Raw genomic sequence first — 25,209 nt, 5'->3', positions numbered from 1 at the left:
AGATTACTTTTGAAATGGCATTCCGAATTGTGTTAATAGTTCACGAGCTTCTTCATCAGTGTTAGCAGTCGTTACAATAACAATGTCCATGCCACGTACTTTGTTTACTTTATCGTAATCAATTTCAGGGAAGATTAACTGTTCTTTAACACCAAGTGTGTAGTTACCGCGTCCGTCGAAAGACTTCTTAGAGATACCGCGGAAGTCACGTACACGTGGTAAAGAAACTGAAATTAACTTGTCGATGAATTCGTACATGCGCTCACCGCGAAGAGTTACTTTCGCACCGATTGGCATACCTTCACGAAGGCGGAAGCCAGCGATTGATTTCTTAGCACGAGTCACAACTGGTTTTTGACCAGAGATCGTTGCCAATTCCTCAACTGCAACATCAAGAGCTTTAGCGTTGGCAACAGCTTCACCAACACCCATGTTGATTACGATCTTTTCAAGTTTTGGAACTTCCATGATTGACTTATAGTTAAACTTGCTCATAAGAGCAGGAGTAATTTCATTGTTGAACTTTTCTTTTAGGCGGTTCATCGATTGTACCTCCCTTCTTCAATAGACTATTTATCTAGAACTTCACCGGATTGTTTAGCAACGCGTACCTTCTTGCCGTTCTCGACAGTGTAACCAACTCGGGTTGGCTTGCCGGATTTCGGATCTACAGGCATTACGTTTGATACATGGATAGGTGCTTCCTGGTTCAAGATTCCACCTTGTGGATTTACTTGAGAAGGCTTAGCGTGTTTTTTCACGATGTTGATTCCTTCTACAAGAACACGGCTTTGCTTAGGATAAGCTTCAAGGATAATCCCTGTTTTGCCTTTGTCCTTACCAGAGATGACCATTACTTTGTCACCTTTTTTTACATGCATCTGTGTGCACCTCCTTAAAGGCATTTGAAATAGATTATAGTACTTCTGGAGCTAATGAAACGATCTTCATGAAGTTGTTGTCACGAAGTTCACGTGCAACTGGTCCGAAGATACGAGTACCACGAGGACTCTTATCGTCACGGATGATTACACAAGCATTCTCGTCAAACTTAATGTAAGTACCGTCAGTGCGGCGCATACCAGTTTTTGTACGAACGATAACTGCTCTGACAACGTCACCTTTTTTAACAACGCCACCTGGTGTTGCTTGTTTCACTGTGCAGACGATAATGTCACCAATATTAGCAGTCTTACGGCCAGAACCGCCTAGAACTTTAATAGTTAGTACTTCACGAGCACCTGAATTATCAGCAACTTTTAAACGTGTTTCCTGTTGGATCATGCGAGTAACCTCCCTTCGGAATAAACCTTAATCCGAACAATTAGATAATAACAGCTTTTTCCACCACTTCTACAAGGCGGAAACGTTTTGTGGCAGATAGCGGACGAGTTTCCATGATACGAACTACATCGCCGATCTTTGCCTCATTTTGCTCATCATGAGCCTTAAACTTCTTAGAGTATTTTACACGCTTGCCGTATAAAGGATGCTTTTTGTAAGTCTCAACAAGTACAGTAACAGTTTTGTCCATCTTGTCAGATACTACGCGTCCAGTATAAACTTTGCGTTGGTTGCGTTCACTCATTGTGAGAACCTCCTCTCAATTATCTGTTAACGCCGATTTCTCTTTCACGAATTACAGTTTTCATGCGAGCAATCGCTTTGCGTACTTCACGAATGCGAGCTGTGTTTTCAAGTTGTCCAGTCGCTAATTGAAAGCGCAGGTTGAATAGCTCTTCTTTTAAAGATTTAACTTTTTGTTCAATTTCAGCAGTGGTAAGGTCACGAATGTCATTAGCTTTCATTAGATTCACCACCAATTTCTTCTCGTTTAACAAACTTGCACTTTACAGGAAGCTTGTGTGCTGCAAGGCGTAATGCTTCACGTGCGATTTCTTCAGAAACGCCAGCTACTTCGAACATTACCTTGCCTGGTTTAACAACGGCTACCCAACCTTCAGGAGCACCTTTACCAGAACCCATTCGGACTTCTAGAGGCTTTGCAGTATATGGCTTGTGTGGGAAAATCTTGATCCAGACTTTACCGCCACGTTTCATGTAACGAGTCATTGCAATACGGGCAGATTCGATTTGGCGGTTCGTGATCCATGAAGCTTCAAGAGCTTGCAAACCGAATTCACCGAAGTTTACTTCAGTACCGCCTTTAGCTTGACCGCGCATTTTGCCACGGTGTTGACGGCGATATTTAACGCGTTTTGGCAATAACATATTATTTGCCTCCTTCCTCAGTTTTCTTCTTCGTAGGAAGGACCTCTCCACGATAAATCCATACTTTAACGCCTAGCTTACCGTAAGTTGTATCTGCTTCAGCAGTAGCATAATCGATATCGGCACGAAGAGTATGAAGTGGAACTGTTCCTTCGCTGTAATGTTCTGAACGAGCGATGTCTGCACCGCCTAGACGGCCGGATACCATTGTCTTGATACCTTTAGCGCCAGCACGCATTGCACGTTGGATAACTTGCTTCTGTGCGCGACGGAAAGATACACGGTTTTCCAATTGGCGTGCGATGTTTTCCGCAACCAATTTCGCTTCGATATCAGCTTTTTTGATTTCAAGAATGTTTATATGAACACGTTTGCCTGTAAGTTCATTTAGCGCTTTACGAAGTGCTTCAACTTCTGTACCACCCTTACCGATAACCATTCCTGGCTTCGCAGTGTGGACAGTTACATTCAAGCGGTTTGCAGCACGCTCGATTTCTACTTTAGAAAGAGATGCATCGCGTAAACGCTTAGTGATGTACTCACGAACCTTAAGGTCTTCGTGTAAAAGATCAGCATAGTCTTTGCCTGCGTACCATTTAGATTCCCAATCACGGATGATTCCGACACGCAAACCGACTGGATTTACTTTTTGACCCACTGATTATCCCTCCTTCTTTTCTGATAAAACGATTGTAATGTGGCTAGTACGTTTGTTAATTGCACTTGCACGGCCCATAGCACGTGGACGGAAACGTTTCAACGTTGGTCCTTCGTTAGCGTAAGCTTCGGATACGACAAGGTTATTAACATCCATCTCATAGTTGTGCTCTGCGTTTGCTAATGCAGATTTCAACACTTTTTCTACGATTGGAGAAGCTGCCTTTGGGGTAAGGTTTAAGATAGCAACTGCTTCACCAACTTGCTTTCCTCGAATTAAATCTAGAACTAAGCGAGCTTTACGAGGAGCAATACGAACTGTTCTTGCAACAGCTTTAGCTTGCATTTGGATGCCCTCCTCTCATTAACGTCTTGTTTTCTTATCGTCATTTCCATGACCTTTGTAAGTACGAGTTGGAGCGAATTCTCCAAGCTTGTGGCCTACCATGTCTTCAGTGACATAAACAGGTACATGTTTGCGACCATCGTAGACAGCAATCGTGTGTCCGATGAATTGTGGGAAGATCGTAGAACGGCGAGACCAAGTTTTTACAACTTTCTTGCCTTCAGTTTCATTTAACTTTTCGATCTTTGTGATTAAGTGCTCATCAACAAAAGGTCCTTTTTTTAAGCTGCGACCCATGATTGAACCTCCCTTCGTGATTGTCCTACGGTTCCCGCGAACCGTAGCTCAATCCCGTTATTTTTTACGACGACGTACAATAAACTTGTCGGATTTGTTCTTCTTCTTACGAGTCTTGTATCCAAGAGTCGGCTTGCCCCATGGTGACATTGGTGATTTACGTCCGATTGGAGAGCGTCCTTCACCACCACCGTGTGGGTGATCATTAGGGTTCATTACAGATCCACGAACTGTTGGGCGTTTGCCTAACCAGCGTGAACGACCTGCTTTACCGATGTTGATCAATTCGTGTTGTTCGTTACCAACTTGACCAACAGTTGCACGGCACTCAGAAAGGATCATACGTACTTCGCCAGAGTTTAAACGAACTAATACATATTTGCCTTCTTTACCAAGAACCTGTGCTGAAGTTCCTGCAGAACGAACTAATTGTCCGCCTTTGCCAGGCTTCAATTCGATGTTGTGTACTACAGTACCAACTGGGATGTTTGTTAGTGGAAGAGCGTTACCTACCTTGATGTCAGCTGTTGGGCCAGACATAACTTCCAGACCTACTTCTAGGTTTTTAGGAGCTAGGATATATCTCTTTTCACCATCTACATAATTAATTAACGCAATGTTTGCTGAACGGTTTGGATCATACTCAATTGTGGCAACGCGTCCTGGAATGCCATCTTTGTTACGCTTAAAGTCGATGATTCTGTACTGACGCTTATGGCCGCCACCTTGATGACGAACAGTTAACTTACCCTGGTTGTTACGACCGCCTTTTCTGTGCAACGGAGCAAGCAAGGATTTTTCCGGCTTGTCAGTTGTAATTTCAGCAAAATCAGATGCTGTCATATTACGACGACCGTTGGAGGTAGGTTTGTACTTTTTAATCGCCATTTCGTTTCCCTCCTCTTCTTATTGGATTATTATACTTCGAAGAATTCGATTTCTTTGCTGTCTTGAGTAAGTTTAACGATTGCTTTACGACGTTTGTTTGTATAACCGCCGAATTTGCCCATACGCTTGAACTTACCTTTGTAGTTCATGATGTTAACTTTTTCAACTTTTACGCCGAAAATAGTTTGAATAGCATCTTTAACTTGAGTCTTGTTAGCTCTAGTATCAACTTCGAAAGTGTATTTCTTCTCAGCCATTAGGTCAGAAGAACGTTCTGTAATAACGGGGCGCTTAATGATATCGCGTGCATCCATTATGCAAGCACCTCCTCTACTTTTTCAACAGCTGCTTTTGTCATGATCAGCTTATCATGATTTAAAACATCCAGTACGTTGATTCCATCAGCAGTAACAACAGTTACTCCAGGAATGTTACGTGCAGATAGTGCGACATTTTCTTCAAGACCTGCTGTTACGATCAAAGCCTTCGTGTTAATAGAAAGACCAGTTAGTACACTCTTGAATTCCTTTGTCTTTGGAGCTTCGAAAGCTAGGCTCTCAAGAACAAGGATGTTCTCAGCTTGCACTTTTGATGATAAAGCAGACTTGATTGCTAAACGACGAACTTTCTTAGGCAATTTATAGCTGTAGCTGCGTGGAACAGGTCCAAATACAGTACCGCCGCCGCGCCATTGTGGAGAACGGATAGAACCTTGACGCGCACGTCCAGTTCCTTTTTGTTTCCACGGCTTACGTCCACCGCCCGCTACTTCAGAACGAATTTTAGTTTTGTGAGTTCCTTGACGTAATGAAGCTCTCTGCATTACAACTGCTTCGAACATTACGTGGTTGTTAGGCTCAATACCAAATACTGAATCGTTAAGTTCGATTTCTCCAACTTGTGAACCAGCTTGGTTGAATAATGCTACTTTAGGCATTCTTGTTTCCTCCTTTCCTGTAAAAATTACTTAGCTTTTACAGCAGTTTTGATTTTTAGAAGGGCTTTTCTAGCACCTGGAACGTTTCCTTTGATTAGAAGAAGGTTACGCTCTGCGTCAACTTTGACGATTTGCAGGTTTTGAACAGTGATTTGCTCTCCACCCATGCGACCAGGCAGCAATTTACCCTTGAATACGCGGTTTGGAGCAACAGGACCCATTGAACCAGGGCGGCGGTGGTAACGTGAACCGTGAGCCATTGGTCCGCGAGATTGTCCGTGACGCTTGATAGCACCTTGGAAACCTTTACCCTTTGAGATTCCTGTAACATCTACGATATCGCCTTCTGCGAAAATATCAACTTTGACTTCCTGACCAACTTCATATCCCGCTACTTCGACTCCGTTGAATTCCTTTACGAAGCGCTTAGGAGCAGTGTTTGCTTTTGCAACGTGTCCTTTTTCAGGCTTGTTGGAAAGCTTTTCGCGTTTGTCATCAAAACCCAGCTGGATCGCTTCGTAGCCATCTGTTTCAGCAGATTTCACTTGAAGAACAACGTTTGGAGCAGCTTCGACAACAGTTACCGGGATAAGGTCACCGTTTTCAGCAAATACTTGAGTCATACCAATCTTTCTTCCTAAGATTCCTTTGGTCATTTCAGTCACACCTCCTGTGAATTATAATGTTTTATTGATTAAAGTTTGATTTCGATATCTACACCTGATGGCAGGTCTAAACGCATTAGTGAATCGACCGTTTGCGGAGTCGGATTGATGATATCAATCAGACGCTTATGCGTACGCATTTCGAACTGCTCACGAGAATCCTTGTACTTATGCACCGCACGAAGAATTGTGTAAATTGACTTTTCTGTAGGTAGTGGGATTGGACCAGACACCGCCGCACCAGAACGTTTCGCAGTTTCAACAATTTTCTCTGCAGATTGATCAAGAATCCTGTGATCATAAGCTTTCAAACGGATACGAATTTTTTGTTTTGCCATTACTTTCCCTCCTTTTCGCCTATTTTAAAATAGACATTCTCCGCGAAAATTTCCCACACACTCGCCATGGCAAAGCGGCCGGGTGTGTCAGCAACCTTCCGCATCATCGCAGTCAAAGACCAACATTGTCTATTATACATAAAACATAACCCAAATGCAAGAAGTATTCCGCTTTTTAATTATGTTCAACACACTTTTACTATTATAGCGGGCGCAATCGTATTTTACAAGTGGAGAGAGAGATTTCTAACTATTTGGACGCTCAGAAAATAATTCCTGTTGCTTGAGGATACTATTATATAGAAGGAACTGGTTCAGGATTTTTTTTTAAATGCGGCATTAACACTTATGGTTACAATCTTTGTTCGGATCCAAAATGTTGATTACATAATCGCGGTTGATCTTTTCGGGAAAACTTTATTATGTATAGATGTAAGGGCAAATAATCTTTCAATACACCTGACCGCCAGATTCCGTTTTTCATTTTCACGGATACATATTTTCGATATATGTGACCGTCAGTTGCGTTTTTTTCACTCTCAAGGGAACATGGCTCCCCATAAAACTTCCCCTTTCCATCATGAACAAGAAACATGATCACAAACTTCTATATAATAATAGAAGGTTTATCGATCACTCTGCACTTTTTTAACACATAAAAAAACAGCTGGATCGTCATCCAGCTGCTTTCGTTGTTTCTATTTAAAATTACTCTTGGATAGTCGCAACTACGCCAGCGCCTACAGTACGGCCGCCTTCACGAATTGAGAACTTAGTTCCTTCTTCGATAGCGATTGGAGCGATTAGTTCAACAGTCATTTCGATGTTGTCGCCAGGCATAACCATTTCTACGCCTTCAGGAAGGTTACAAATACCAGTTACATCAGTTGTACGGAAGTAGAACTGTGGACGGTAGTTTGTGAAGAATGGAGTGTGACGTCCACCTTCTTCTTTTGAAAGAACGTATACTTCAGCTTTGAACTTTGTGTGTGGTTTAACAGAACCTGGCTTAGCAAGTACTTGGCCACGTTGGATATCTTCACGAGCTACTCCACGAAGAAGTGCACCGATGTTGTCTCCAGCTTCAGCATAGTCAAGAAGCTTACGGAACATTTCAACACCTGTTACAGTAGTTGATTTTGGCTCTTCAGTCATACCGATGATTTCTACAACGTCACCGACTTTAACTTGTCCACGCTCAACACGTCCAGTAGCAACTGTTCCACGGCCAGTGATTGAGAATACATCCTCAACAGGCATCATGAAAGGCTTTTCAGTGTCACGTTCTGGAGTTGGGATGTACTCGTCAACTGCAGCCATAAGCTCGTTGATTTTTTCTTCCCATTCTGGAGCTCCTTCAAGAGCTTTAAGAGCAGAACCTTTGATAACTGGAATGTCATCGCCAGGGAAGTCGTATTCAGAAAGAAGGTCACGTACTTCCATTTCTACTAATTCAAGAAGTTCTTCGTCGTCAACCATATCACACTTGTTCATGAATACAACAAGGTAAGGTACGCCTACCTGACGAGAAAGAAGGATGTGCTCACGAGTTTGTGGCATTGGGCCATCAGCAGCAGATACTACAAGGATACCGCCGTCCATTTGTGCAGCACCAGTGATCATGTTTTTAACATAGTCAGCGTGTCCTGGGCAGTCAACGTGTGCATAGTGACGAGTTGCAGTTTCGTACTCAACGTGTGCAGTTGAGATTGTGATACCACGCTCGCGCTCTTCTGGAGCAGCGTCGATTTGGTCGTAACCGCGTGCTTCACCGCCGCCTACTTTAGAAAGAACAGTAGTGATAGCAGCTGTTAGAGTTGTTTTACCATGGTCAACGTGACCAATTGTACCGATGTTAACGTGTGGCTTAGAACGATCGAATTTAGCTTTTCCCATTAGAAAAATCCTCCTTTGATATATGAAAATTAAGTATATTTTAATGTGCTGCGGAGTAGGTTGCCTACTCCACAGTGTATGCTTACATTAGTAGTTATACTTGATTAAAGGGTGAAAATCAATTATTCACCTTTATTTTTTTTGATGATTTCTTCAGAAACTGATTTAGGAACTTCTTCGTAGTGGTCGAAGTGCATTGAGAATACGCCGCGGCCTTGTGTGCTTGAACGAAGAGCAGTTGCATAACCGAACATTTCTGATAGTGGAACCATCGCACGAACAACTTGTGCGTTACCACGAGCATCCATACCTTCGACGCGTCCGCGACGAGCAGTGATCATACCCATGATATCTCCAAGGTATTCTTCAGGAATAACAACTTCAACCCTCATGACAGGCTCAAGGATAACTGGCTTACACTTGGAAGCAGCATTCTTAAGTGCCATTGAAGCAGCGATTTTAAACGCCATTTCAGAGGAGTCAACATCGTGGTAAGAACCATCGAATAGTCTTGCCTTGATGTCAACAAGTGGATATCCTGCAAGAACTCCGCGATCAAGAGCATCTTCAAGTCCAGCTTGAACCGCAGGGATGTATTCACGCGGAACAACACCACCGACGATACCGTTCACGAACTCGAAGCCTTTTCCTTCTTCGTTTGGAGAGAACTCGATCCAAACGTGTCCGTATTGACCACGTCCACCGGATTGACGAGCGAATTTACCTTCAACGTTAGCTGATTCACGGAAAGTTTCACGGTATGCAACCTGAGGTGCACCAACGTTTGCTTCCACTTTAAATTCACGCCTCATACGGTCAACGATGATATCAAGGTGAAGTTCACCCATTCCAGCGATGATAACCTGTCCAGTTTCCTGGTCAGTGTGAGCGCGGAATGTAGGATCTTCTTCTTGAAGTTTTTGCAATGCAGTTGTCATCTTGTCCTGGTCAGCTTTTGACTTAGGCTCAACTGACAACTGGATTACTGGTTCTGGGAACTGCATGGACTCTAAGATTACTAGAGACTTTTCGTCACATAGAGTGTCACCAGTAGTAGTATCTTTCAAACCAACAGCAGCAGCGATGTCACCAGCGTAAACCTTTGAGATTTCCTGGCGGCTGTTCGCGTGCATCTGAAGGATACGTCCAATACGCTCACGCTTACCTTTAGTTGAGTTCTGTACATAAGAACCAGACTCAAGAGTACCAGAGTAAACGCGGAAGAATGTTAATTTACCAACATAAGGGTCAGTCATAACTTTGAACGCAAGAGCTGAGAATGGCTCGTCGTCGTCTGAATGACGCTCAACCTCTTCCTCTGAATCTGGAAGAGTACCTTTGATTGAAGGTACATCCAGTGGAGATGGAAGGTAGTCGATAACAGCGTCAAGCATTAGCTGAACACCTTTGTTTTTGAACGCTGAACCACAGATAACTGGGTAGAATTCAACATTTGTTGTACCTTTACGAATTGCAGCTTTGATCTCTTCGACTGACAGCTCTTCTCCGCCAAGATATTTTTCCATTAACTCTTCATCAAGCTCAGCTACCGCTTCAACTAGCTTTTCACGGTATTCTTCTGCTTGAGCCATATATTCTTCAGGAATTTCCCCAACAGTGATTTCTGTTCCAAGGTCATTACCGTAGAAGATAGCTCTCATTTCAACTAGGTCGATGATTGCTTCGAACTCGTCTTCAGCACCGATCGGAAGTTGGATCGGGTGAGCGTTCGCTTGAAGGCGATCATGAATAGTTGATACTGAGTATAGGAAGTCCGCGCCTAGCTTATCCATTTTGTTAACGAATACTACACGTGGAACTCCGTAAGTTGTAGCCTGGCGCCAAACTGTTTCAGTTTGTGGCTCAACACCTGACTGAGCGTCAAGTACTGCTACTGCACCATCAAGTACACGAAGGGAACGTTCAACTTCAACAGTGAAGTCTACGTGTCCTGGTGTGTCGATGATGTTAACGCGGTGTTCTTTCCAAGAAGCTGTTGTTGCAGCAGAAGTGATCGTGATTCCACGTTCTTGTTCCTGCTCCATCCAGTCCATTTGAGAAGCACCTTCATGAGTTTCGCCGATTTTATGAATACGGCCTGTATAATATAGAACACGCTCAGTTGTTGTTGTTTTACCAGCATCAATGTGAGCCATGATTCCAATATTACGAGTTTTTTTCAAGGAGAACTCTCTTGCCATTTGGTCTTTCTCCTTCCTAGTATAAGTGTTTTTAGATTGAAGGTAATTTTACCAACGATAGTGAGCGAATGCTTTGTTAGCTTCCGCCATTTTGTGTGTATCTTCGCGCTTCTTAACTGAAGCACCAGTGTTGTTAGCAGCGTCAAGAATTTCATTAGCAAGACGCTCTTCCATTGTTTTTTCTCCACGAAGACGTGAATAGTTTACCAACCAGCGAAGACCAAGAGTTGTACGTCGATCTGCACGCACCTCGATTGGTACTTGGTAGTTAGCTCCGCCTACACGGCGTGCTTTTACTTCTAGAACAGGCATGATGTTCTTAAGAGCTGCGTCGAATACTTCGATTGGCTCTTTGCCTGAACGCTCACGAATGATATCAAAAGCTGAATAAAGGATCTTTTGTGATTTACCTCTCTTACCATCGATCATCATTTTGTTGATCAGACGAGTGATTAGCTTTGAGTTATAAATCGGATCCGGCAATACGTCTCTCTTTGCAACTGGACCTTTACGTGGCATGTAATTTCCTCCTTTCAAAAAGGGTTAGTAGTTTTGTTTATTATTTCTTAGCTGCTTTAGGTCTCTTAGTACCGTACTTAGAACGGCCCTGCATACGGTTGTTTACACCAGCAGTATCAAGAGCTCCACGAACGATGTGGTAACGCACACCCGGTAAGTCTTTTACACGTCCTCCACGGATAAGAACAACGCTGTGCTCTTGAAGGTTGTGCCCGATACCAGGGATATAAGCTGTTACCTCGATTCCGTTAGTCAAACGTACACGAGCGTATTTACGCAACGCTGAGTTTGGCTTCTTTGGAGTCATAGTACCAACACGAGTACATACACCACGCTTTTGTGGAGATGAAACGTTAGTTTGTGCTTTTTTGAAGCTGTTGTAACCTTTATTAAGCGCTGGAGATTTTGACTTCTCCTCTTTTGAGCTACGTGGCTTGCGCACTAATTGGTTAATTGTAGGCATGATTTTTCCTCCCTTCAAATTTTGTGTAAGCCCACACATCCAGGTGGTTCATTTTTTTACAAAAAACAAAGTTCTTGCAGTCTGCTGCAAAAACAGTTTTTACTTGGTTATCGCTACAGCTGAAGCACCTACCGCGATTCCACATGCCTTTCCGAGTTTTTTCATCGAATCGACATAAGAAATAGCTGTGTTCATTTCACTGGCTATCCGCACCAAGTCTGCCGTCACTTTCGCGTCTGCATCCTCTGCAATCACCAGCTCCATTACTTCGCCCGCTTTCAGGGCTCTCACTGTTTGCTTTGATCCTACTATGATCTTGTTAGCCTTAGCTACTTTTTCATAAGACATCGATATCCTCCAAAGTAACCGGTAAATAGGAGCACCTTTGAAATAGTAACATCTAGCGCAAGGGATGTCAACAACATAAAGTAACTTTTTTCGCTAAAACGTTCCTTTATTCATAGAATCGCTCTTTTTCTTTAAAAAGGCGGCACTTTCTGCCGTAGCAGAAAGCACCGCGCATTTATTTTATTCTACCGTGATCGCATCTTCGGCATTTGCTTCTTCAGTCGAAATTGGCTCAGCTCTTCTGTAGCGCTGCATACCAGTTCCTGCTGGAACAAGTTTACCGATGATAACATTTTCCTTCAAGCCGAGAAGCTCATCGCGCTTGCCTTTGATCGCTGCATCTGTAAGCACTCTTGTTGTTTCCTGGAAAGATGCTGCAGACAGGAATGAATCCGTCTCAAGTGATGCTTTTGTGATACCAAGCAATACTGGACGTCCTGTTGCTGGCGTTTTGCCATCAAGAAGTGCTTTGCGGTTAGCGTCAGTGAACTGATGGATTTCAAGCAATGTGCCTGGAAGTACATCGGTTTCACCAGCGTCGATCACCCTGATTTTGCGCATCATCTGGCGCACCATTACTTCTACGTGCTTGTCGCCGATTTCAACACCCTGCATACGATATACTTTTTGAACTTCTTTCAATAAGTATTCCTGCACGGATTGGACATCTTTGACTCTCAGGAGCTCTTTAGGATCAATAGAACCTTCTGTAAGTTCCTGGCCGCGATCTACATGGTCATTTACAGCAACTTTCAGGCGTGCTGTGTATGGAGCCGTGTAAGTGCGGCTTTCGATTTCACCCTGGACAACGATCTCCTGCTGACGATCTTTTCCTTCGTTGATGCCGACTACGACACCTTCCAATTCAGAGATGACAGCCTGCCCTTTAGGGTTACGTGCTTCGAACAATTCCTGGATACGCGGAAGACCTTGTGTGATATCGTCTCCGGCAACACCGCCTGTATGGAATGTACGCATCGTAAGCTGTGTACCTGGCTCACCGATTGACTGGGCAGCGATGATACCGACTGCTTCGCCAACTTCGACTTCCTGGCCGGTCGCAAGGTTGCGTCCGTAACACTTCTTACATACACCATGGCGTGTATTACATGTAAATGCAGAACGGATCCACACTTCCTCGATTCCAGCTTCAGTTACTTCAACTGCCAAGTCTTCTGTGATCAATCCATTTTCAGGTACAATCACAGCCTTCGTTTCAGGGTGCTTGATCGCCTTTCTTGCATAGCGGCCGATCAGACGCTCTTCCAGAGGTTCGATTACTTCGGTACCATCTTTAAGCGATTTGATGAACAAGCCTCTGTCTGTACCACAATCGTCTTCGCGAACGATGACATCCTGCGCTACGTCTACAAGACGGCGAGTCAGGTAACCTGAGTCAGCAGTCTTAAGTGCTGTATCGGCAAGACCTTTACGAGCACCGTGAGTGGAGATGAAGTATTCCAATACTGTCAGACCCTCACGGAAACTTGACTTGATCGGCAATTCGATGATTCGTCCAGCCGGGTTGGCCATCAGACCACGCATACCTGCAAGCTGAGTGAAGTTGGACGCGTTACCACGGGCTCCGGAGTCACTCATCATGAAGATTGGGTTTGAATTATCTAGTGATTTCATCAGCTTAGCCTGGATATTGTCTTTCGCCTGGCTCCAGATGGAAATAACGCGATCATAACGCTCATCCTCGGTAATCAAACCGCGTCTGAACTGCTTAAGAACATTATCAACCTTAGTCTGTGCTTCTGAAATGATTTCCTGCTTCTCTTTAAGAACCACGATATCAGCCACACCAACCGTAATACCCGCTTTAGTGGAGTATGTGAAGCCAAGTCCCTTCATACGGTCAAGCATTTTTGAAGTTTCGGTGATCTTGAACTTCTTGAATACTTCGGCAATGATGTTTCCAAGAATTTTCTTCTTGAATGGATCAACCAGTGACATACCCTTGATAGCTTCCTTGATATCAGCGCCTTTTTCCACAAAATACTTCTCAGGAGTCTTCTCCTCGAGGTTTTGCTTGGAAGGCTCGTTGATATAAGGGAAGGACGCCGGCAGGATTTCATTGAAAATCAGCTTACCAACAGTCGTGATCAAGAGCTGGCGATTTTGCTCTTCCGTGAATGTCTGGTTGCCAAGTGATGAAGCGGCAACAGCAATACGTGTATGAAGATGCACATAGCCATTCTGATAGGCGATCAATGCTTCATTTGTATCCTTGAAGACCATTCCTTCACCGACAGCGCCTTCTCTTTCAAGTGTCAGGTAGTAGTTACCTAATACCATATCCTGTGAAGGAGTAACAACTGGCTTGCCATCTTTAGGGTTCAGGATGTTCTGTGCTGCGAGCATTAATAGACGCGCTTCTGCCTGTGCTTCAGCAGATAGCGGAACGTGGACAGCCATCTGGTCACCATCGAAGTCAGCGTTGTAGGCTGTACATACGAGCGGATGAAGACGGATTGCTCGTCCTTCTACCAATGTTGGTTCGAATGCCTGGATACCCAGTCTGTGAAGAGTCGGGGCACGGTTAAGCAATACTGGGTGCTCCTTGATGACATCTTCAAGTACATCCCAAACTTCCGGCTGGACGCGCTCGATTTTACGCTTGGCAGACTTTATGTTATGGGCTAAGCCCTTTTGGACAAGTTCTTTCATGACGAACGGCTTGAACAGCTCAAGAGCCATTTCTTTTGGCAGTCCGCACTGGTACATGTGCAGGTTAGGACCTACGACGATAACTGAACGGCCAGAGTAGTCAACACGCTTACCAAGAAGGTTTTGACGGAAACGACCTTGTTTACCTTTCAGCATATGTGAAAGGGACTTCAGTGGACGGTTACCTGGTCCAGTTACCGGACGTCCGCGGCGGCCGTTATCGATCAGCGCATCAACAGCTTCCTGCAGCATACGCTTTTCGTTCTGGACGATGATGCTAGGAGCACCAAGGTCAAGAAGACGCTTAAGACGGTTGTTACGGTTGATCACACGGCGATACAGGTCATTCAAGTCGGAAGTTGCGAAACGACCGCCATCAAGCTGTACCATCGGGCGAAGTTCCGGCGGGATGACAGGAAGGACATCAAGAATCATCCATGATGGCTCATTGCCTGATCCACGGAACGCTTCGACTACTTCAAGACGCTTGATCGCACGAGTACGACGCTGTCCCTGTGCAGTCCTTAATTCTTCCTTCAGCATGTCTGCTTCTTTATCGAGGTCGATGTCAGCAAGCAGCTTTTTGATTGCTTCTGCTCCCATCGCAGCCTGGAACTTGTTTCCGTATTTTTCACGGTAAGCACGATATTCTTTCTCTGATAACAATTGCTTCTTTTCAAGAGCAGTGTCACCAGTTTCCGTTACCACATACGAAGCAAAGTAGATAACTTCTTCAAGCGCACGAGGAGACATGTCAAGGACTAGTCCCATGCGGCTAGGAATTCCTTTGAAATACCAAATGTGAGAAACAGGAGCAGCAAGCTCGATGTGTCCCATTCTTTCACGACGGACTTTTGCGCGAGTTACTTCAACACCGCATCGGTCACAGACAACACCCTTATAGCGAACTCTCTTATACTTACCGCAGTGACATTCCCAGTCTTTAGTCGGTCCGAAGATACGCTCACAGAATAAGCCGTCTTTTTCTGGCTTCAAAGTACGATAGTTGATTGTTTCCGGCTTCTTAACCTCACCGAAAGACCATGAACGGATCTTGTCGGATGAAGCGAGGCCAATTTTCATGTACTCAAAATTATTAACATCTAGCAAGGGGCCTACCTCCCTTTTAATCTAGGGTTTTACCCTTATAGCCATCCAAAAAGGAACACACGTGGACAATACTGTTATTCAACTGTTTGTACACGTGTGCCAATTAGATGGACCTATTCTTTCATTCCAACCTTTTCCGAATCCATTTCTTCCGCTTCTGGAGCAATTGTCAATGTTTCAGCATGCTGCAGTTCTTCGTCTTCATCGAAGTCGCGCATTTCGATTTCTTTTTCATCGCCTGAAAGGATCTTGACGTCCATACCAAGACTCTGAAGTTCTTTCATCAATACCTTGAATGACTCAGGCACACCTGGTTCAGGTACGTTTTCACCTTTTACAATTGCTTCGTATGTTTTAACACGTCCGACAACATCATCGGATTTGACTGTTAGAATTTCCTGCAATGTGTAAGCAGCGCCGTATGCTTCAAGTGCCCATACTTCCATCTCTCCGAAACGCTGTCCGCCGAACTGGGCTTTACCGCCAAGTGGCTGCTGCGTAACAAGTGAGTATGGTCCAGTAGAACGAGCGTGAAGCTTATCGTCTACCATGTGAGCAAGCTTGATCATGTACATGACACCGACAGATACACGGTTGTCGAATGGTTCGCCTGTGCGTCCATCATAAAGGATGGTCTTCGCATCCCTTGCCATGCCAGCTTCCTCGATCGTCGCCCATACATCTTCCTCACGGGCACCGTCGAATACTGGTGAAGCAACATGGATTCCAAGATAACGAGCAGCCATACCAAGGTGAAGCTCAAGCACCTGACCGATGTTCATACGTGATGGAACCCCTAGTGGGTTAAGCATGATATCGACTGGTGTTCCATCCGGCAAGAAAGGCATATCCTCTTCCGGAAGGATTTTCGAGATAACCCCTTTGTTACCGTGGCGTCCTGCCATTTTGTCACCTTCAGAAATCTTACGCTTCTGAACGATGTAAGCACGGACAAGCTGGTTTACGCCTGGAGGAAGCTCGTCGCCATCTTCACGGTTGAACACTTTGACGTCAAGGACAATCCCGCCGCCGCCGTGAGGAACGCGTAATGATGTATCACGTACTTCCCTTGCTTTTTCACCGAAGATCGCATGAAGGAGTCGCTCTTCCGCTGTCAATTCAGTAACCCCTTTAGGTGTTACCTTACCAACAAGAAGATCCCCATCTTTCACTTCAGCACCGACACGGATGATTCCGCGCTCGTCAAGGTTTCTTAATGCATCTTCCCCGACGTTCGGGATATCGCGTGTAATTTCTTCAGGCCCGAGTTTCGTATCGCGGGACTCTGATTCGTATTCTTCTATATGGATCGACGTATACACATCGTCCTTAACGAGGCGCTCACTCATGATGATCGCATCCTCGTAGTTATAACCATTCCATGTCATGAAGCCTACAAGGACGTTACGGCCAAGTGCAAGTTCACCTTTTTCCATTGATGGTCCGTCCGCAAGGATTTCTCCCTTCACTACACGGTCACCAAGGCTTACGATTGGGCGCTGGTTATAACAAGTACCCTGGTTGGAACGGATGAACTTAAGCATACGGTATTTATCAAGGTCACCCTTAACTTCTTGTCCGTCTACTTCTGTAACGCGGCGAACCCATACTTGACGAGCTTCAACGTGTTCCACAATTCCTTCATGCTTACAGATTACTGCAGCACCGGAATCCTTTGCATTCACGTGCTCCATTCCCGTTCCTACCACTGGTGCTTCCGGCTGCATTAACGGAACAGCCTGACGTTGCATGTTCGCACCCATTAGCGCACGGTTGGAGTCATCGTTTTCCAAGAATGGAATACATGCTGTCGCTGCGGATACCACCTGCTTCGGTGATACGTCCATATAATCGACGCGGTCACGTTTGACGACAGTGTTTTCACCACGGAAACGGGCAATAACTTCTTCATCGATGAAAGAGCCGTCTTCAGCTAGGCGCGCATTTGCCTGTGCAACAACATAGTTGTCTTCTTCATCAGCTGTTAAGTAATCAAAGTGGGTTGTCACTTTTCCTGTTTCTGGGTCAACACGGCGATACGGAGTCTCGATGAATCCGAAGCGGTTAACCTTCGCAAAACTGGACAGTGAGTTGATCAAACCAATGTTTGGACCTTCAGGCGTTTCAATCGGGCACATACGTCCGTAGTGGGAGTAGTGAACGTCACGCACTTCGAAACCAGCGCGTTCACGTGTAAGACCACCAGGTCCCAATGCAGAAAGACGCCTTTTATGTGTCAATTCAGCCAGCGGGTTCGTCTGGTCCATAAACTGTGAAAGCTGAGAGCTTCCAAAGAACTCTTTGATGGACGCAATGACCGGGCGGATATTGATTAATTGCTGTGGTGTAATCGTGTTTGTGTCCTGTATGGACATTCTTTCACGGACTACACGCTCCATTCGGGACAAACCAATACGGAACTGGTTCTGCAACAGCTCACCAACAGAACGAAGGCGTCTGTTTCCTAAATGGTCGATATCATCCGTGTCGCCAACACCATGCAGCAAGTTGAAGAAGTAGCTGATGGATGAAATGATATCAGCTGGCGTGATGTTCTTGATCGGTTCAGGGACATACGCATTTCCTAAAACATTAATTTCTTTCTCGCCCTCAACATCGTTCGGAGAGTAGATCTTAATGCTTTGCAGCGTTACATCCTCTTCAACCACGCCGCCGTAAGGGCTGATTGTCTTGAAGCCAACATTGTTCTCAAGCGCAGGGATGATCTTATCCAAAGTACGGCGGTCAAGAGTGACGCCTTTCTCAGCGATGATCTCCCCTGTTTCAGGATCCACTAATGTTTCTGCAAGCTTTTGCCCGAATAAACGGTTTTTAATATGAAGCTTTTTGTTGATCTTATAACGCCCTACATTTGCAAGGTCATAGCGTTTTGGATCAAAGAATCTTGATACCAGAAGGCTTTTTGCATTGTCAACTGTAGGCGGTTCGCCAGGACGGAGGCGCTCGTAAATTTCCAGAAGCGCTTTTTCCGTACTTTCCGTATTGTCTTTTTCAAGAGTGTTACGGATATATTCGTTATCACCGATCAGATCAATGATTTCTTGATCAGAACCGAACCCTAATGCACGCAAAAGAACCGTAACAGGGAGTTTCCTCGTACGATCGATCCTTACATATACAACATCCTTGGCATCTGTTTCATACTCTAACCAGGCGCCGCGGTTAGGAATAACGGTTGCAGTGAACCCTTTCTTCCCGTTCTTATCTAACTTTCCGCTGTAGTACACACTTGGTGAACGTACTAGCTGGGAAACGATAACCCTTTCAGCACCGTTGATGACAAACGTGCCAGTTTCAGTCATAAGCGGGAAATCGCCCATGAAGACATCCTGGTCCTTTACTTCACCTGTTTCCTTATTCACAAGGCGGACCTTTACTCGCAATGGTGCAGAGTAAGTAACGTCTCTTTCTTTAGATTCTTCCACTGGATATTTCGGTTCGCCAAGACTGTAATCGATAAACTCTAACGATAAGTTACCAGTAAAGTCTTCAATCGGTGAAATGTCCTGGAACATTTCACGGAGGCCCTCATCAAGAAACCACTGATAGGAAGAGGTTTGAATTTCAATCAAATTCGGCAATTCCAAAACTTCACTGATGCGAGCATAACTTCTACGTTGGCGGTGTCGTCCATACTGAACTAGTTGACCTGTCAACTGATTCACCCCTCAAATCAAGCGTTATTATTCATCTATCCCTGTCTTGTCCATGAAGTTTCCTTCATTTCAAAAGACAAAAAGAAAAAGGGTTTTCACCTAAAAACCACATTTCCTGCAACGAACAATTATTTTGTTAGTTTTCCCTTTATGCCCAAAATTATACAACTTTCGATGAAAATAGCAATTGAAAAGGAAACTAATATATTGGCATTTTATAATATTAACATAGCGGTTTTCTCACGTCAACATTTAACAGATTTGAGAATAAAGTATCCTTTACTTTTCATCTCAACCTCTACATCGCCAAAAAGTTCTTTCATTTTTTCCATCGCGGATGGAGCACCCTGCTTCTTCTGGATGACCACCCAAAGCTCTCCGCCTTCTGCTAGATGCTGAAAACTTTGTTCGAAAATATCGTGAACGACCTTTTTGCCGGCGCGGATCGGCGGATTTGTGAGAATGGCATCGAAACCATCTTCCTCCACTCCATCCAGCCGGTCGCTTTCATAGATTCTCACATTGTCCGCTTTATTTTCGGACGCATTTTCTTTTGCAAGCATAATCGCTCTTTCATTGACATCCACCATGTGGACCATCGCTTCCGGATAAGCCCTGGCAATCGAAAGTCCGATTGGCCCATAACCGCAGCCGACATCAAGAACCAGCCCATCGGGTTTATTTAATTCGAAGGTGTCGATTAATAGCTTTGAGCCAAAATCAACTTCCTTTTTCGAAAAAACGCCGCTGTCTGTTTTGAAGCGGAAGCTATTCCCCTTCAATTCACTTTGCCATTTCACGGGATTGCTGTCAGTGCTGGGTTTGCGGGAGTAATAATGTTCAGTCAAAATCTCTCACCTCCACGGGGACTCATGTTGAAGAATGCGATCGCGGATTGCATTGCTACTGCGGTATTATAAACTCTTTGTGATTAAAAAGCAAAAAATCGAAAAGCGGAAGCGCCTTGGTCAGACCCGACAAGCGCTGGAGGTCCGCTCAGTGAAGTCGTTCTTTGACTTCATTGAGCGGACCGAACTCGAAAAGTATAGCCGACTGTCCAGAAACGGAGAAACTGGAGACTCCGACAAAGAAGCGCTTTTTGCTTCTGCGGGCGGAGTTGAAGTTTCGTAGTTTCTAGGAGGCAACACTAGACAAGCGTCTCGAGGGGCTAGGCGCTGAAGCTAGACACTTCTCGGAGTTAAGGTCATATAACCCTGATTCACCTTCAAAGATATAAAGCGAAAAAAAAGCCCGCTTTAGCAGCGAGCTTTTTATTGTAAGGTTGATTACTTAACTTCGACGTTAGCTCCAACTTCTTCAAGCTTAGCTTTGATTTCTTCAGCTTCTTCTTTAGAAACGCCTTCTTTAAGAGCTTTAGGAGCGTTGTCAACAACTTCCTTCGCTTCTTTAAGACCAAGACCTGTGATTTCACGTACAACTTTGATAACCTTGATCTTCTGGTCGCCAGCAGATGCAAGAACTACGTCAAATTCAGTTTGCTCTTCAGCAGCGCCACCAGCAGCAGCTCCGCCCATCATTGCTACTGGAGCAGCAGCAGTTACGCCGAATTCTTCTTCGATTGCTTTTACTAGATCGTTAAGTTCTAAAACAGTCATATTTTTAACTGCTTCAATGATTTGTTCTTGAGTCATGATTTGTTTCCTCCTAATAGGTTAGTTTTTTATTGTTAAACGGTGGTTAATCTTAACTTACGCGCCTTGCTCTTCTTTCTGGTCTGCAACAGCTTTTGCAGCAAGAGCAAGATTGCGGATTGGAGCTTGAAGTACGCTGAGTAGCATAGAAAGTAGACCTTCGCGAGACGGTAGGTCTGCAAGTGCCTTGATTTCTTCTACTGTAACGATGTTTCCTTCAACTACGCCCGCTTTGATTTCAAGCGCTTCGTGTTTCTTAGCGAATTCGTTAAGGATCTTAGCTGGTGCAACGACATCTTCAGTACTGAACGCGATTGCGTTAGGACCTGTTAAAGATGTGTTTAAGTCAGCAAGTTCAACCGCTTCTGCAGCACGGCGTGTCATAGAGTTTTTGTAAACTTTGAATTCAACGCCAGCTTCGCGAAGCTCTTTACGAAGTTCAGTTACTTCAGCAACAGTAAGTCCGCGGTAATCAACAACGATTGTTGATTTGCTTTCTTTAAGTTTGCCAGCAATCTCGTCAACGATTTGCTTTTTCGCTTCGATAATTGTGCTCATCCTTACACCTCCTGTAGATTTCTGCATTTATACCGATCAAATAAAAACCTCCGCATCATGGCAGACGCGGAGGAAGTATACAATAGCAAATGTGTTGCTCTATCGTATGACCTCGGCAGGATATTAAGCGATAAGCCCCTGCTGTCTGCGGTACAAATGTAATTCTATTTTCACAACAAGAAGAATTATATCCAATCCTTCGTTGGTTGTCAAATACTATTATTTTACAGTTGAAGGATCAACTTTAACGCCAGGTCCCATTGTAGTAGAGATCGTAACGTTCTTCATGTATGTTCCTTTAGCTGCAGCTGGCTTTACCTTCATCATTGTTTCGAAGATTGTGTTGAAGTTTTCAACAAGCTTGTTGTCTTCGAAAGAAACTTTTCCGATAGGTACGTGGATGTTACCAGACTTGTCAACGCGGTATTCTACTTTACCAGCCTTGATTTCGTTAACTGCTTTCGTTACATCGAAAGTAACTGTGCCAGTCTTAGGGTTTGGCATTAAGCCTTTAGGTCCCAATACGCGACCAAGCTTACCAACTTCACCCATCATGTCAGGTGTAGCAACGATTACATCGAAGTCGAACCAGCCTTGCTGGATCTTGTTGATGTATTCTGCATCGCCAACATAGTCTGCGCCAGCAGCTTCTGCTTCTTTTAATTTTTCGCCTTTAGCGAATACTAGTACACGTTGAGTTTTACCAGTTCCGTTTGGAAGCACAACTGCTCCACGGATTTGCTGGTCAGCTTTCTTAGGGTCTACGCCCAGACGGAAAGCAGCTTCAACTGTAGCGTCGAATTTCACTGTGCTTGTCTTTTTAGCAAGCTCAACTGCTTCTGCAGCTGTATATGCTTGAGAGCGGTCTACAAGCTTAGCAGCTTCAAGATACTTTTTACCTTTTTTAGCCATTTTTATTTCCTCCTAAATTGTGGTTTTAACGGAATAACCTCCCACTTTGAAAAGCGGAGGCACCTGGTCAGCCCCGACAGGCACTGGAAGACCAGCCAATAAAGTCGTTCTTTGACTTTATTGGCAGGGCTGAAGTGTCCCGAGGGGCTAGGTGCCAGAGCTAGACATGTTGAAAAGCGAAGACACCTTGGCTCAAGGAGCTAGGCATCGGAGCTAGACAACGAAAAGCGAAGGCGCCATAAAGGCGCCGTATCAGACAAAAGGTTGCGGGTGAAATCGAATTCAACTCCGCAACCCATTCATCCTCTGCAGCAGAAATTAGTCTTCGATATTGATTCCCATGCTGCGTGCAGTACCTTCAACCATGCGCATTGCTGCTTCAACGCTAGCTGCGTTTAGGTCAGGCATTTTTTGTTCAGCAATCTCACGTACTTTCTCACGCTTGACTGTTGCTACTTTATTACGGTTTGGTTCACCAGAACCAGACTGGATTCCAGCTGCTACCTTCAAAAGAACTGCAGCAGGAGGAGTTTTCGTAATAAATGTAAATGAACGGTCTTCAAAAACCGTGATTTCAACAGGAATGATCAATCCAGCTTGATCAGCTGTACGAGCATTAAATTCCTTACAGAATCCCATGATATTAACACCGGCTTGACCTAGTGCAGGTCCAACTGGTGGTGCCGGATTGGCTTTACCAGCAGGGATTTGTAATTTAACCATTTTAATTACTTTTTTAGCCACGAGACACACCTCCTTAAAGTCCGTGATGTGGTAATAGGGGATTTTCCCCTCCCACTCATAACAAAAGCCTTTATATAAAATAAAGAACTTGACATATATCTGTCAATCGTCCAAGACATACTGACCTATGAAATATTAACACTTTTTAAAGTTGATTTCAAGTTATTTCAGATTATAATTTTTCAATCTGGGAAAATTCAAGCTCAACCGGTGTATCACGGCCGAACATATTGACAAGAACCTTAAGCTTCGCCTTATCCTTGTCGATTTCTTCAATTGTGCCTGTGAAGTTAGCAAACGGCCCTTCGCTGACCTGAACTGTTTCGCCAAGTTCGAAGTTGACATCTACCTTCTTCTCCACTACGCCCATGCGCTTAAGGATGAAGGTTACTTCTTCCGGCAGCAGTGCAGTAGGTTTCGATCCTGCGCCTGAAGAGCCGACGAAGCCTGTTACGCCTGGCGTATTGCGGACAACATACCAGGAATCATCTGTCATGACTAACTCTACTAAAACATAGCCAGGGAAAGTCTTTCTCTTCACAACTTTCTTTTTACCATTTTTGAAATCTGTTTCTTCTTCTTCAGGTACAATCACGCGGAAAATCTTATCTTGCATGCCCATTGTTTCAACACGCTTTTCAAGATTTGTCTTAACCTTGTTCTCATAGCCTGAGTAAGTATGCACTACATACCAATTCTTTTCCATTATCGAGGACTAAATCGTCCGTCCCTCCCCATTTCCAAACGTCCAGGCAATACAGTTAAGCGAACACTGCAGCCCAGGCATTGAATGCGAATTTTTTTCAAGCAAATAAAAAACCCGTTATCCGGGCTTTTAAACTTGTCCTGCGTTTATATTTTCCATTATACCATGAGTGCGTAGTGGTTATTCAAGAATTAAGCGAATCAATTCAGAAATACCAAGGTCTAACACTGCGAAGAACAGAGCAGCAAAAGCAACTGTAGACAGAACTGTAATTGTGTAGCGAGTCAGTTCCTTGCGTCTAGGCCAGCTGACCTTCCTCATTTCACGTCCAACTTCACTGAAAAAATTAGTGATGCGCTGCATTTTGTAACCTCCAACTTATCGGAATTCCATATGATGATAATCTATCTGAAAACCTTATTTCGTTTCCTTATGAACCGTATGGGCACCGCAGTTGCTGCAGTACTTTTTCAGCTCCAGTCGTTCCGTTTGCGTTTGTTTGTTGCTCGCAGTGGAATAATTGCGTGATCCGCATTCCTGACAAGCAAGAGTCACTTTGTTGTTCATTGACATCTACACCCGCTTCAACAGGCTGGTTCCGGTGTTGCTCTATGAAACCGCCATCTATTATATCTTTAAAAAGATAACATGGCTGATAGATTGTGTCAATAAGCGGTTCCGGGAATAAAAGTCAGTTTTATGGCTATTTTTCGTCAATTCCGCCTACACTGACAGCTCTCTCAGTTCGAGATACCTTTCAAGCTTTCGCTTAACGCGCTGAAGGGCATTATCGATTGACTTGACATGGCGATTCAGCTCTTCAGAAATTTCCTGATAGGATTGTCCATCCAGATACAATGCGAGCACTTTTCGTTCAAGATCACTCAGAAGCTCTGACATTTTCACTTCAATCTGGTCAAACTCTTCCTGATTGATAAATAATTCTTCGGGGTCCATCACTTTGGCTCCGGATAAAACATCCATCAGTGTCCTGTCCGATTCTTCATCATAAATCGGCTTGTCCAGGGAAACATAGGAGTTGAGCGGGATGTGTTTCTGCCTTGTGGCCGTCTTGATGGCCGTAATGATCTGACGGGTAATGCATAGTTCTGCAAATGCTTTGAATGATGTCAGCTTGTCCTCACGGAAGTCGCGGATCGCTTTGTACAAGCCGATCATCCCTTCCTGCACGATGTCCTCTTTATCTGCTCCAATCAGGAAATATGACCGCGCCTTCGCGCGCACGAAATTCCTGTATTTGTGAATCAGAAAATCAAGTGCATCGCTTTCTCCTCTGTGCACTGCTTCTACAATTTCTTCATCTTCCAGCAATAAATAAGCGTCATTTAAACGATTCCCGATGTCAGCACTCATTTCGATCCCCCCGCCC

At 44.4% G+C, this 25,209-nt stretch carries 31 protein-coding genes and 1 other annotated feature; of the genes, 1 reads left to right on the top strand and 30 read right to left on the bottom strand.

Annotation, left to right across the window (positions count from 1 at the left end):
* Positions 1-3 precede the first annotated feature (3 nt).
* From rplE to ACNAZ4_RS21180, 22 genes are all read right to left on the bottom strand, one after another.
* The gene (rplE, locus tag ACNAZ4_RS21285) at positions 4-543 is read right to left on the bottom strand and encodes a 50S ribosomal protein L5 (protein WP_415817904.1); all 540 of its coding nucleotides are present in this window, start codon (positions 541-543) and stop codon (positions 4-6) included.
* A gap of 26 nt (positions 544-569) precedes the next feature.
* Entirely contained in the window at positions 570-881 is a 312-nt protein-coding gene (gene rplX, locus ACNAZ4_RS21280; RefSeq protein ID WP_041966520.1) for a 50S ribosomal protein L24, read from the bottom strand.
* 34 nt (positions 882-915) lie between these two features.
* Positions 916-1,284: a 50S ribosomal protein L14 gene (rplN, locus tag ACNAZ4_RS21275; protein WP_079504259.1), complete on the bottom strand. Its 369-nt coding sequence runs from the start codon at positions 1,282-1,284 to the stop codon at positions 916-918.
* A 40-nt stretch (positions 1,285-1,324) separates the two neighbouring features.
* The gene (gene rpsQ / locus ACNAZ4_RS21270) at positions 1,325-1,588 is read right to left on the bottom strand and encodes a 30S ribosomal protein S17 (protein ID WP_023626421.1); all 264 of its coding nucleotides are present in this window, start codon (positions 1,586-1,588) and stop codon (positions 1,325-1,327) included.
* 19 nt (positions 1,589-1,607) lie between these two features.
* Entirely contained in the window at positions 1,608-1,808 is a 201-nt protein-coding gene (gene rpmC / locus ACNAZ4_RS21265) for a 50S ribosomal protein L29 (RefSeq protein WP_023626422.1), read from the bottom strand.
* Positions 1,798-2,232, bottom strand: a complete 435-nt coding sequence (gene rplP / locus ACNAZ4_RS21260; RefSeq protein WP_023626423.1) for a 50S ribosomal protein L16 — start codon at positions 2,230-2,232, stop codon at positions 1,798-1,800. Before rplP ends, rpmC begins: the two co-directional genes overlap by 11 nt.
* A gap of 1 nt (position 2,233) precedes the next feature.
* The gene (gene rpsC, locus ACNAZ4_RS21255; protein ID WP_415817901.1) at positions 2,234-2,890 is read right to left on the bottom strand and encodes a 30S ribosomal protein S3; all 657 of its coding nucleotides are present in this window, start codon (positions 2,888-2,890) and stop codon (positions 2,234-2,236) included.
* A 3-nt stretch (positions 2,891-2,893) separates the two neighbouring features.
* Entirely contained in the window at positions 2,894-3,235 is a 342-nt protein-coding gene (gene rplV / locus ACNAZ4_RS21250; RefSeq protein ID WP_079504264.1) for a 50S ribosomal protein L22, read from the bottom strand.
* 18 nt (positions 3,236-3,253) lie between these two features.
* Complete coding sequence (gene rpsS / locus ACNAZ4_RS21245; protein WP_044393904.1) at positions 3,254-3,532, bottom strand: 30S ribosomal protein S19; 279 nt, start codon at positions 3,530-3,532, stop codon at positions 3,254-3,256.
* Positions 3,533-3,589: 57 nt separating this feature from the next.
* Positions 3,590-4,420, bottom strand: coding sequence for a 50S ribosomal protein L2 (gene rplB, locus ACNAZ4_RS21240; RefSeq protein ID WP_415817898.1), 831 nt, complete (start codon positions 4,418-4,420; stop codon positions 3,590-3,592).
* A 29-nt stretch (positions 4,421-4,449) separates the two neighbouring features.
* Positions 4,450-4,734: a 50S ribosomal protein L23 gene (gene rplW / locus ACNAZ4_RS21235; protein ID WP_144481260.1), complete on the bottom strand. Its 285-nt coding sequence runs from the start codon at positions 4,732-4,734 to the stop codon at positions 4,450-4,452.
* The gene (gene rplD / locus ACNAZ4_RS21230; protein ID WP_415817895.1) at positions 4,734-5,357 is read right to left on the bottom strand and encodes a 50S ribosomal protein L4; all 624 of its coding nucleotides are present in this window, start codon (positions 5,355-5,357) and stop codon (positions 4,734-4,736) included. Before rplD ends, rplW begins: the two co-directional genes overlap by 1 nt.
* A 26-nt stretch (positions 5,358-5,383) precedes the next feature.
* Positions 5,384-6,013 (bottom strand): 50S ribosomal protein L3, encoded by a 630-nt coding sequence (gene rplC / locus ACNAZ4_RS21225; protein ID WP_214710300.1) that lies wholly within the window; start codon positions 6,011-6,013, stop codon positions 5,384-5,386.
* A 38-nt stretch (positions 6,014-6,051) separates the two neighbouring features.
* On the bottom strand, positions 6,052-6,360 hold the full coding sequence (gene rpsJ / locus ACNAZ4_RS21220; protein ID WP_009791329.1) for a 30S ribosomal protein S10: 309 nt from the start codon (positions 6,358-6,360) through the stop codon (positions 6,052-6,054).
* 708 nt (positions 6,361-7,068) lie between these two features.
* Positions 7,069-8,256 (bottom strand): elongation factor Tu, encoded by a 1,188-nt coding sequence (tuf, locus tag ACNAZ4_RS21215; protein ID WP_415817892.1) that lies wholly within the window; start codon positions 8,254-8,256, stop codon positions 7,069-7,071.
* 122 nt (positions 8,257-8,378) lie between these two features.
* A complete protein-coding gene (gene fusA / locus ACNAZ4_RS21210; RefSeq protein ID WP_415817890.1) occupies positions 8,379-10,457 on the bottom strand; it encodes an elongation factor G in 2,079 nt (692 codons plus the stop codon).
* Between the two features lie 48 nt (positions 10,458-10,505).
* The gene (rpsG, locus tag ACNAZ4_RS21205; RefSeq protein WP_041966528.1) at positions 10,506-10,976 is read right to left on the bottom strand and encodes a 30S ribosomal protein S7; all 471 of its coding nucleotides are present in this window, start codon (positions 10,974-10,976) and stop codon (positions 10,506-10,508) included.
* 40 nt (positions 10,977-11,016) lie between these two features.
* Positions 11,017-11,439, bottom strand: a complete 423-nt coding sequence (rpsL, locus tag ACNAZ4_RS21200) for a 30S ribosomal protein S12 (RefSeq protein ID WP_023626436.1) — start codon at positions 11,437-11,439, stop codon at positions 11,017-11,019.
* A 99-nt stretch (positions 11,440-11,538) separates the two neighbouring features.
* On the bottom strand, positions 11,539-11,787 hold the full coding sequence (locus tag ACNAZ4_RS21195) for a 50S ribosomal protein L7ae-like protein (RefSeq protein ID WP_415817887.1): 249 nt from the start codon (positions 11,785-11,787) through the stop codon (positions 11,539-11,541).
* 180 nt (positions 11,788-11,967) lie between these two features.
* Positions 11,968-15,570 carry a DNA-directed RNA polymerase subunit beta' gene (gene rpoC / locus ACNAZ4_RS21190; RefSeq protein WP_415817885.1) on the bottom strand — a complete coding sequence of 1,201 codons (3,603 nt, stop codon included), beginning with the start codon at positions 15,568-15,570 and terminating at the stop codon, positions 11,968-11,970.
* A gap of 113 nt (positions 15,571-15,683) precedes the next feature.
* Positions 15,684-19,247 carry a DNA-directed RNA polymerase subunit beta gene (gene rpoB / locus ACNAZ4_RS21185; RefSeq protein ID WP_415817883.1) on the bottom strand — a complete coding sequence of 1,188 codons (3,564 nt, stop codon included), beginning with the start codon at positions 19,245-19,247 and terminating at the stop codon, positions 15,684-15,686.
* 245 nt (positions 19,248-19,492) lie between these two features.
* The gene (locus ACNAZ4_RS21180) at positions 19,493-20,095 is read right to left on the bottom strand and encodes a class I SAM-dependent methyltransferase (protein ID WP_415817881.1); all 603 of its coding nucleotides are present in this window, start codon (positions 20,093-20,095) and stop codon (positions 19,493-19,495) included.
* A 151-nt stretch (positions 20,096-20,246) separates the two neighbouring features.
* Between ACNAZ4_RS21180 and ACNAZ4_RS21175 the strand changes: the two genes are divergently transcribed.
* Positions 20,247-20,378 (top strand): hypothetical protein, encoded by a 132-nt coding sequence (locus ACNAZ4_RS21175; RefSeq protein WP_415817879.1) that lies wholly within the window; start codon positions 20,247-20,249, stop codon positions 20,376-20,378.
* A 155-nt stretch (positions 20,379-20,533) separates the two neighbouring features.
* On the opposite strand, the gene rplL is transcribed toward ACNAZ4_RS21175, so the two are convergent.
* The 8 genes from rplL to sigH all read right to left on the bottom strand — a co-directional run bounded on the left by rplL (position 20,534) and on the right by sigH (position 25,193).
* Positions 20,534-20,899, bottom strand: coding sequence for a 50S ribosomal protein L7/L12 (gene rplL / locus ACNAZ4_RS21170; RefSeq protein WP_167834087.1), 366 nt, complete (start codon positions 20,897-20,899; stop codon positions 20,534-20,536).
* Positions 20,900-20,956: 57 nt separating this feature from the next.
* On the bottom strand, positions 20,957-21,457 hold the full coding sequence (gene rplJ / locus ACNAZ4_RS21165) for a 50S ribosomal protein L10 (RefSeq protein WP_415817877.1): 501 nt from the start codon (positions 21,455-21,457) through the stop codon (positions 20,957-20,959).
* Positions 21,458-21,489: 32 nt separating this feature from the next.
* Positions 21,490-21,626 (bottom strand) — a sequence feature (ribosomal protein L10 leader region).
* A 50-nt stretch (positions 21,627-21,676) separates the two neighbouring features.
* Positions 21,677-22,369 carry a 50S ribosomal protein L1 gene (gene rplA, locus ACNAZ4_RS21160; protein WP_415817875.1) on the bottom strand — a complete coding sequence of 231 codons (693 nt, stop codon included), beginning with the start codon at positions 22,367-22,369 and terminating at the stop codon, positions 21,677-21,679.
* Positions 22,370-22,687: 318 nt separating this feature from the next.
* Positions 22,688-23,113, bottom strand: a complete 426-nt coding sequence (rplK, locus tag ACNAZ4_RS21155; protein WP_142999694.1) for a 50S ribosomal protein L11 — start codon at positions 23,111-23,113, stop codon at positions 22,688-22,690.
* A gap of 172 nt (positions 23,114-23,285) precedes the next feature.
* Entirely contained in the window at positions 23,286-23,819 is a 534-nt protein-coding gene (gene nusG, locus ACNAZ4_RS21150; protein ID WP_415817872.1) for a transcription termination/antitermination protein NusG, read from the bottom strand.
* A 180-nt stretch (positions 23,820-23,999) separates the two neighbouring features.
* Positions 24,000-24,182 carry a preprotein translocase subunit SecE gene (secE, locus tag ACNAZ4_RS21145; RefSeq protein WP_041966537.1) on the bottom strand — a complete coding sequence of 61 codons (183 nt, stop codon included), beginning with the start codon at positions 24,180-24,182 and terminating at the stop codon, positions 24,000-24,002.
* A gap of 54 nt (positions 24,183-24,236) precedes the next feature.
* Positions 24,237-24,386: a 50S ribosomal protein L33 gene (rpmG, locus tag ACNAZ4_RS21140; RefSeq protein ID WP_415817870.1), complete on the bottom strand. Its 150-nt coding sequence runs from the start codon at positions 24,384-24,386 to the stop codon at positions 24,237-24,239.
* Between the two features lie 156 nt (positions 24,387-24,542).
* On the bottom strand, positions 24,543-25,193 hold the full coding sequence (sigH, locus tag ACNAZ4_RS21135; protein WP_079504287.1) for an RNA polymerase sporulation sigma factor SigH: 651 nt from the start codon (positions 25,191-25,193) through the stop codon (positions 24,543-24,545).
* Positions 25,194-25,209 lie beyond the last annotated feature (16 nt).

Origin of the sequence: Mesobacillus thioparans (genome assembly GCF_965138835.1) — a bacterium.
GTDB lineage: Bacteria > Bacillota > Bacilli > Bacillales > Cytobacillaceae > Mesobacillus > Mesobacillus thioparans.
Note: the sequence above shows the minus strand (reverse complement) of the source record. Positions and strands in the feature narration are given on the sequence as shown.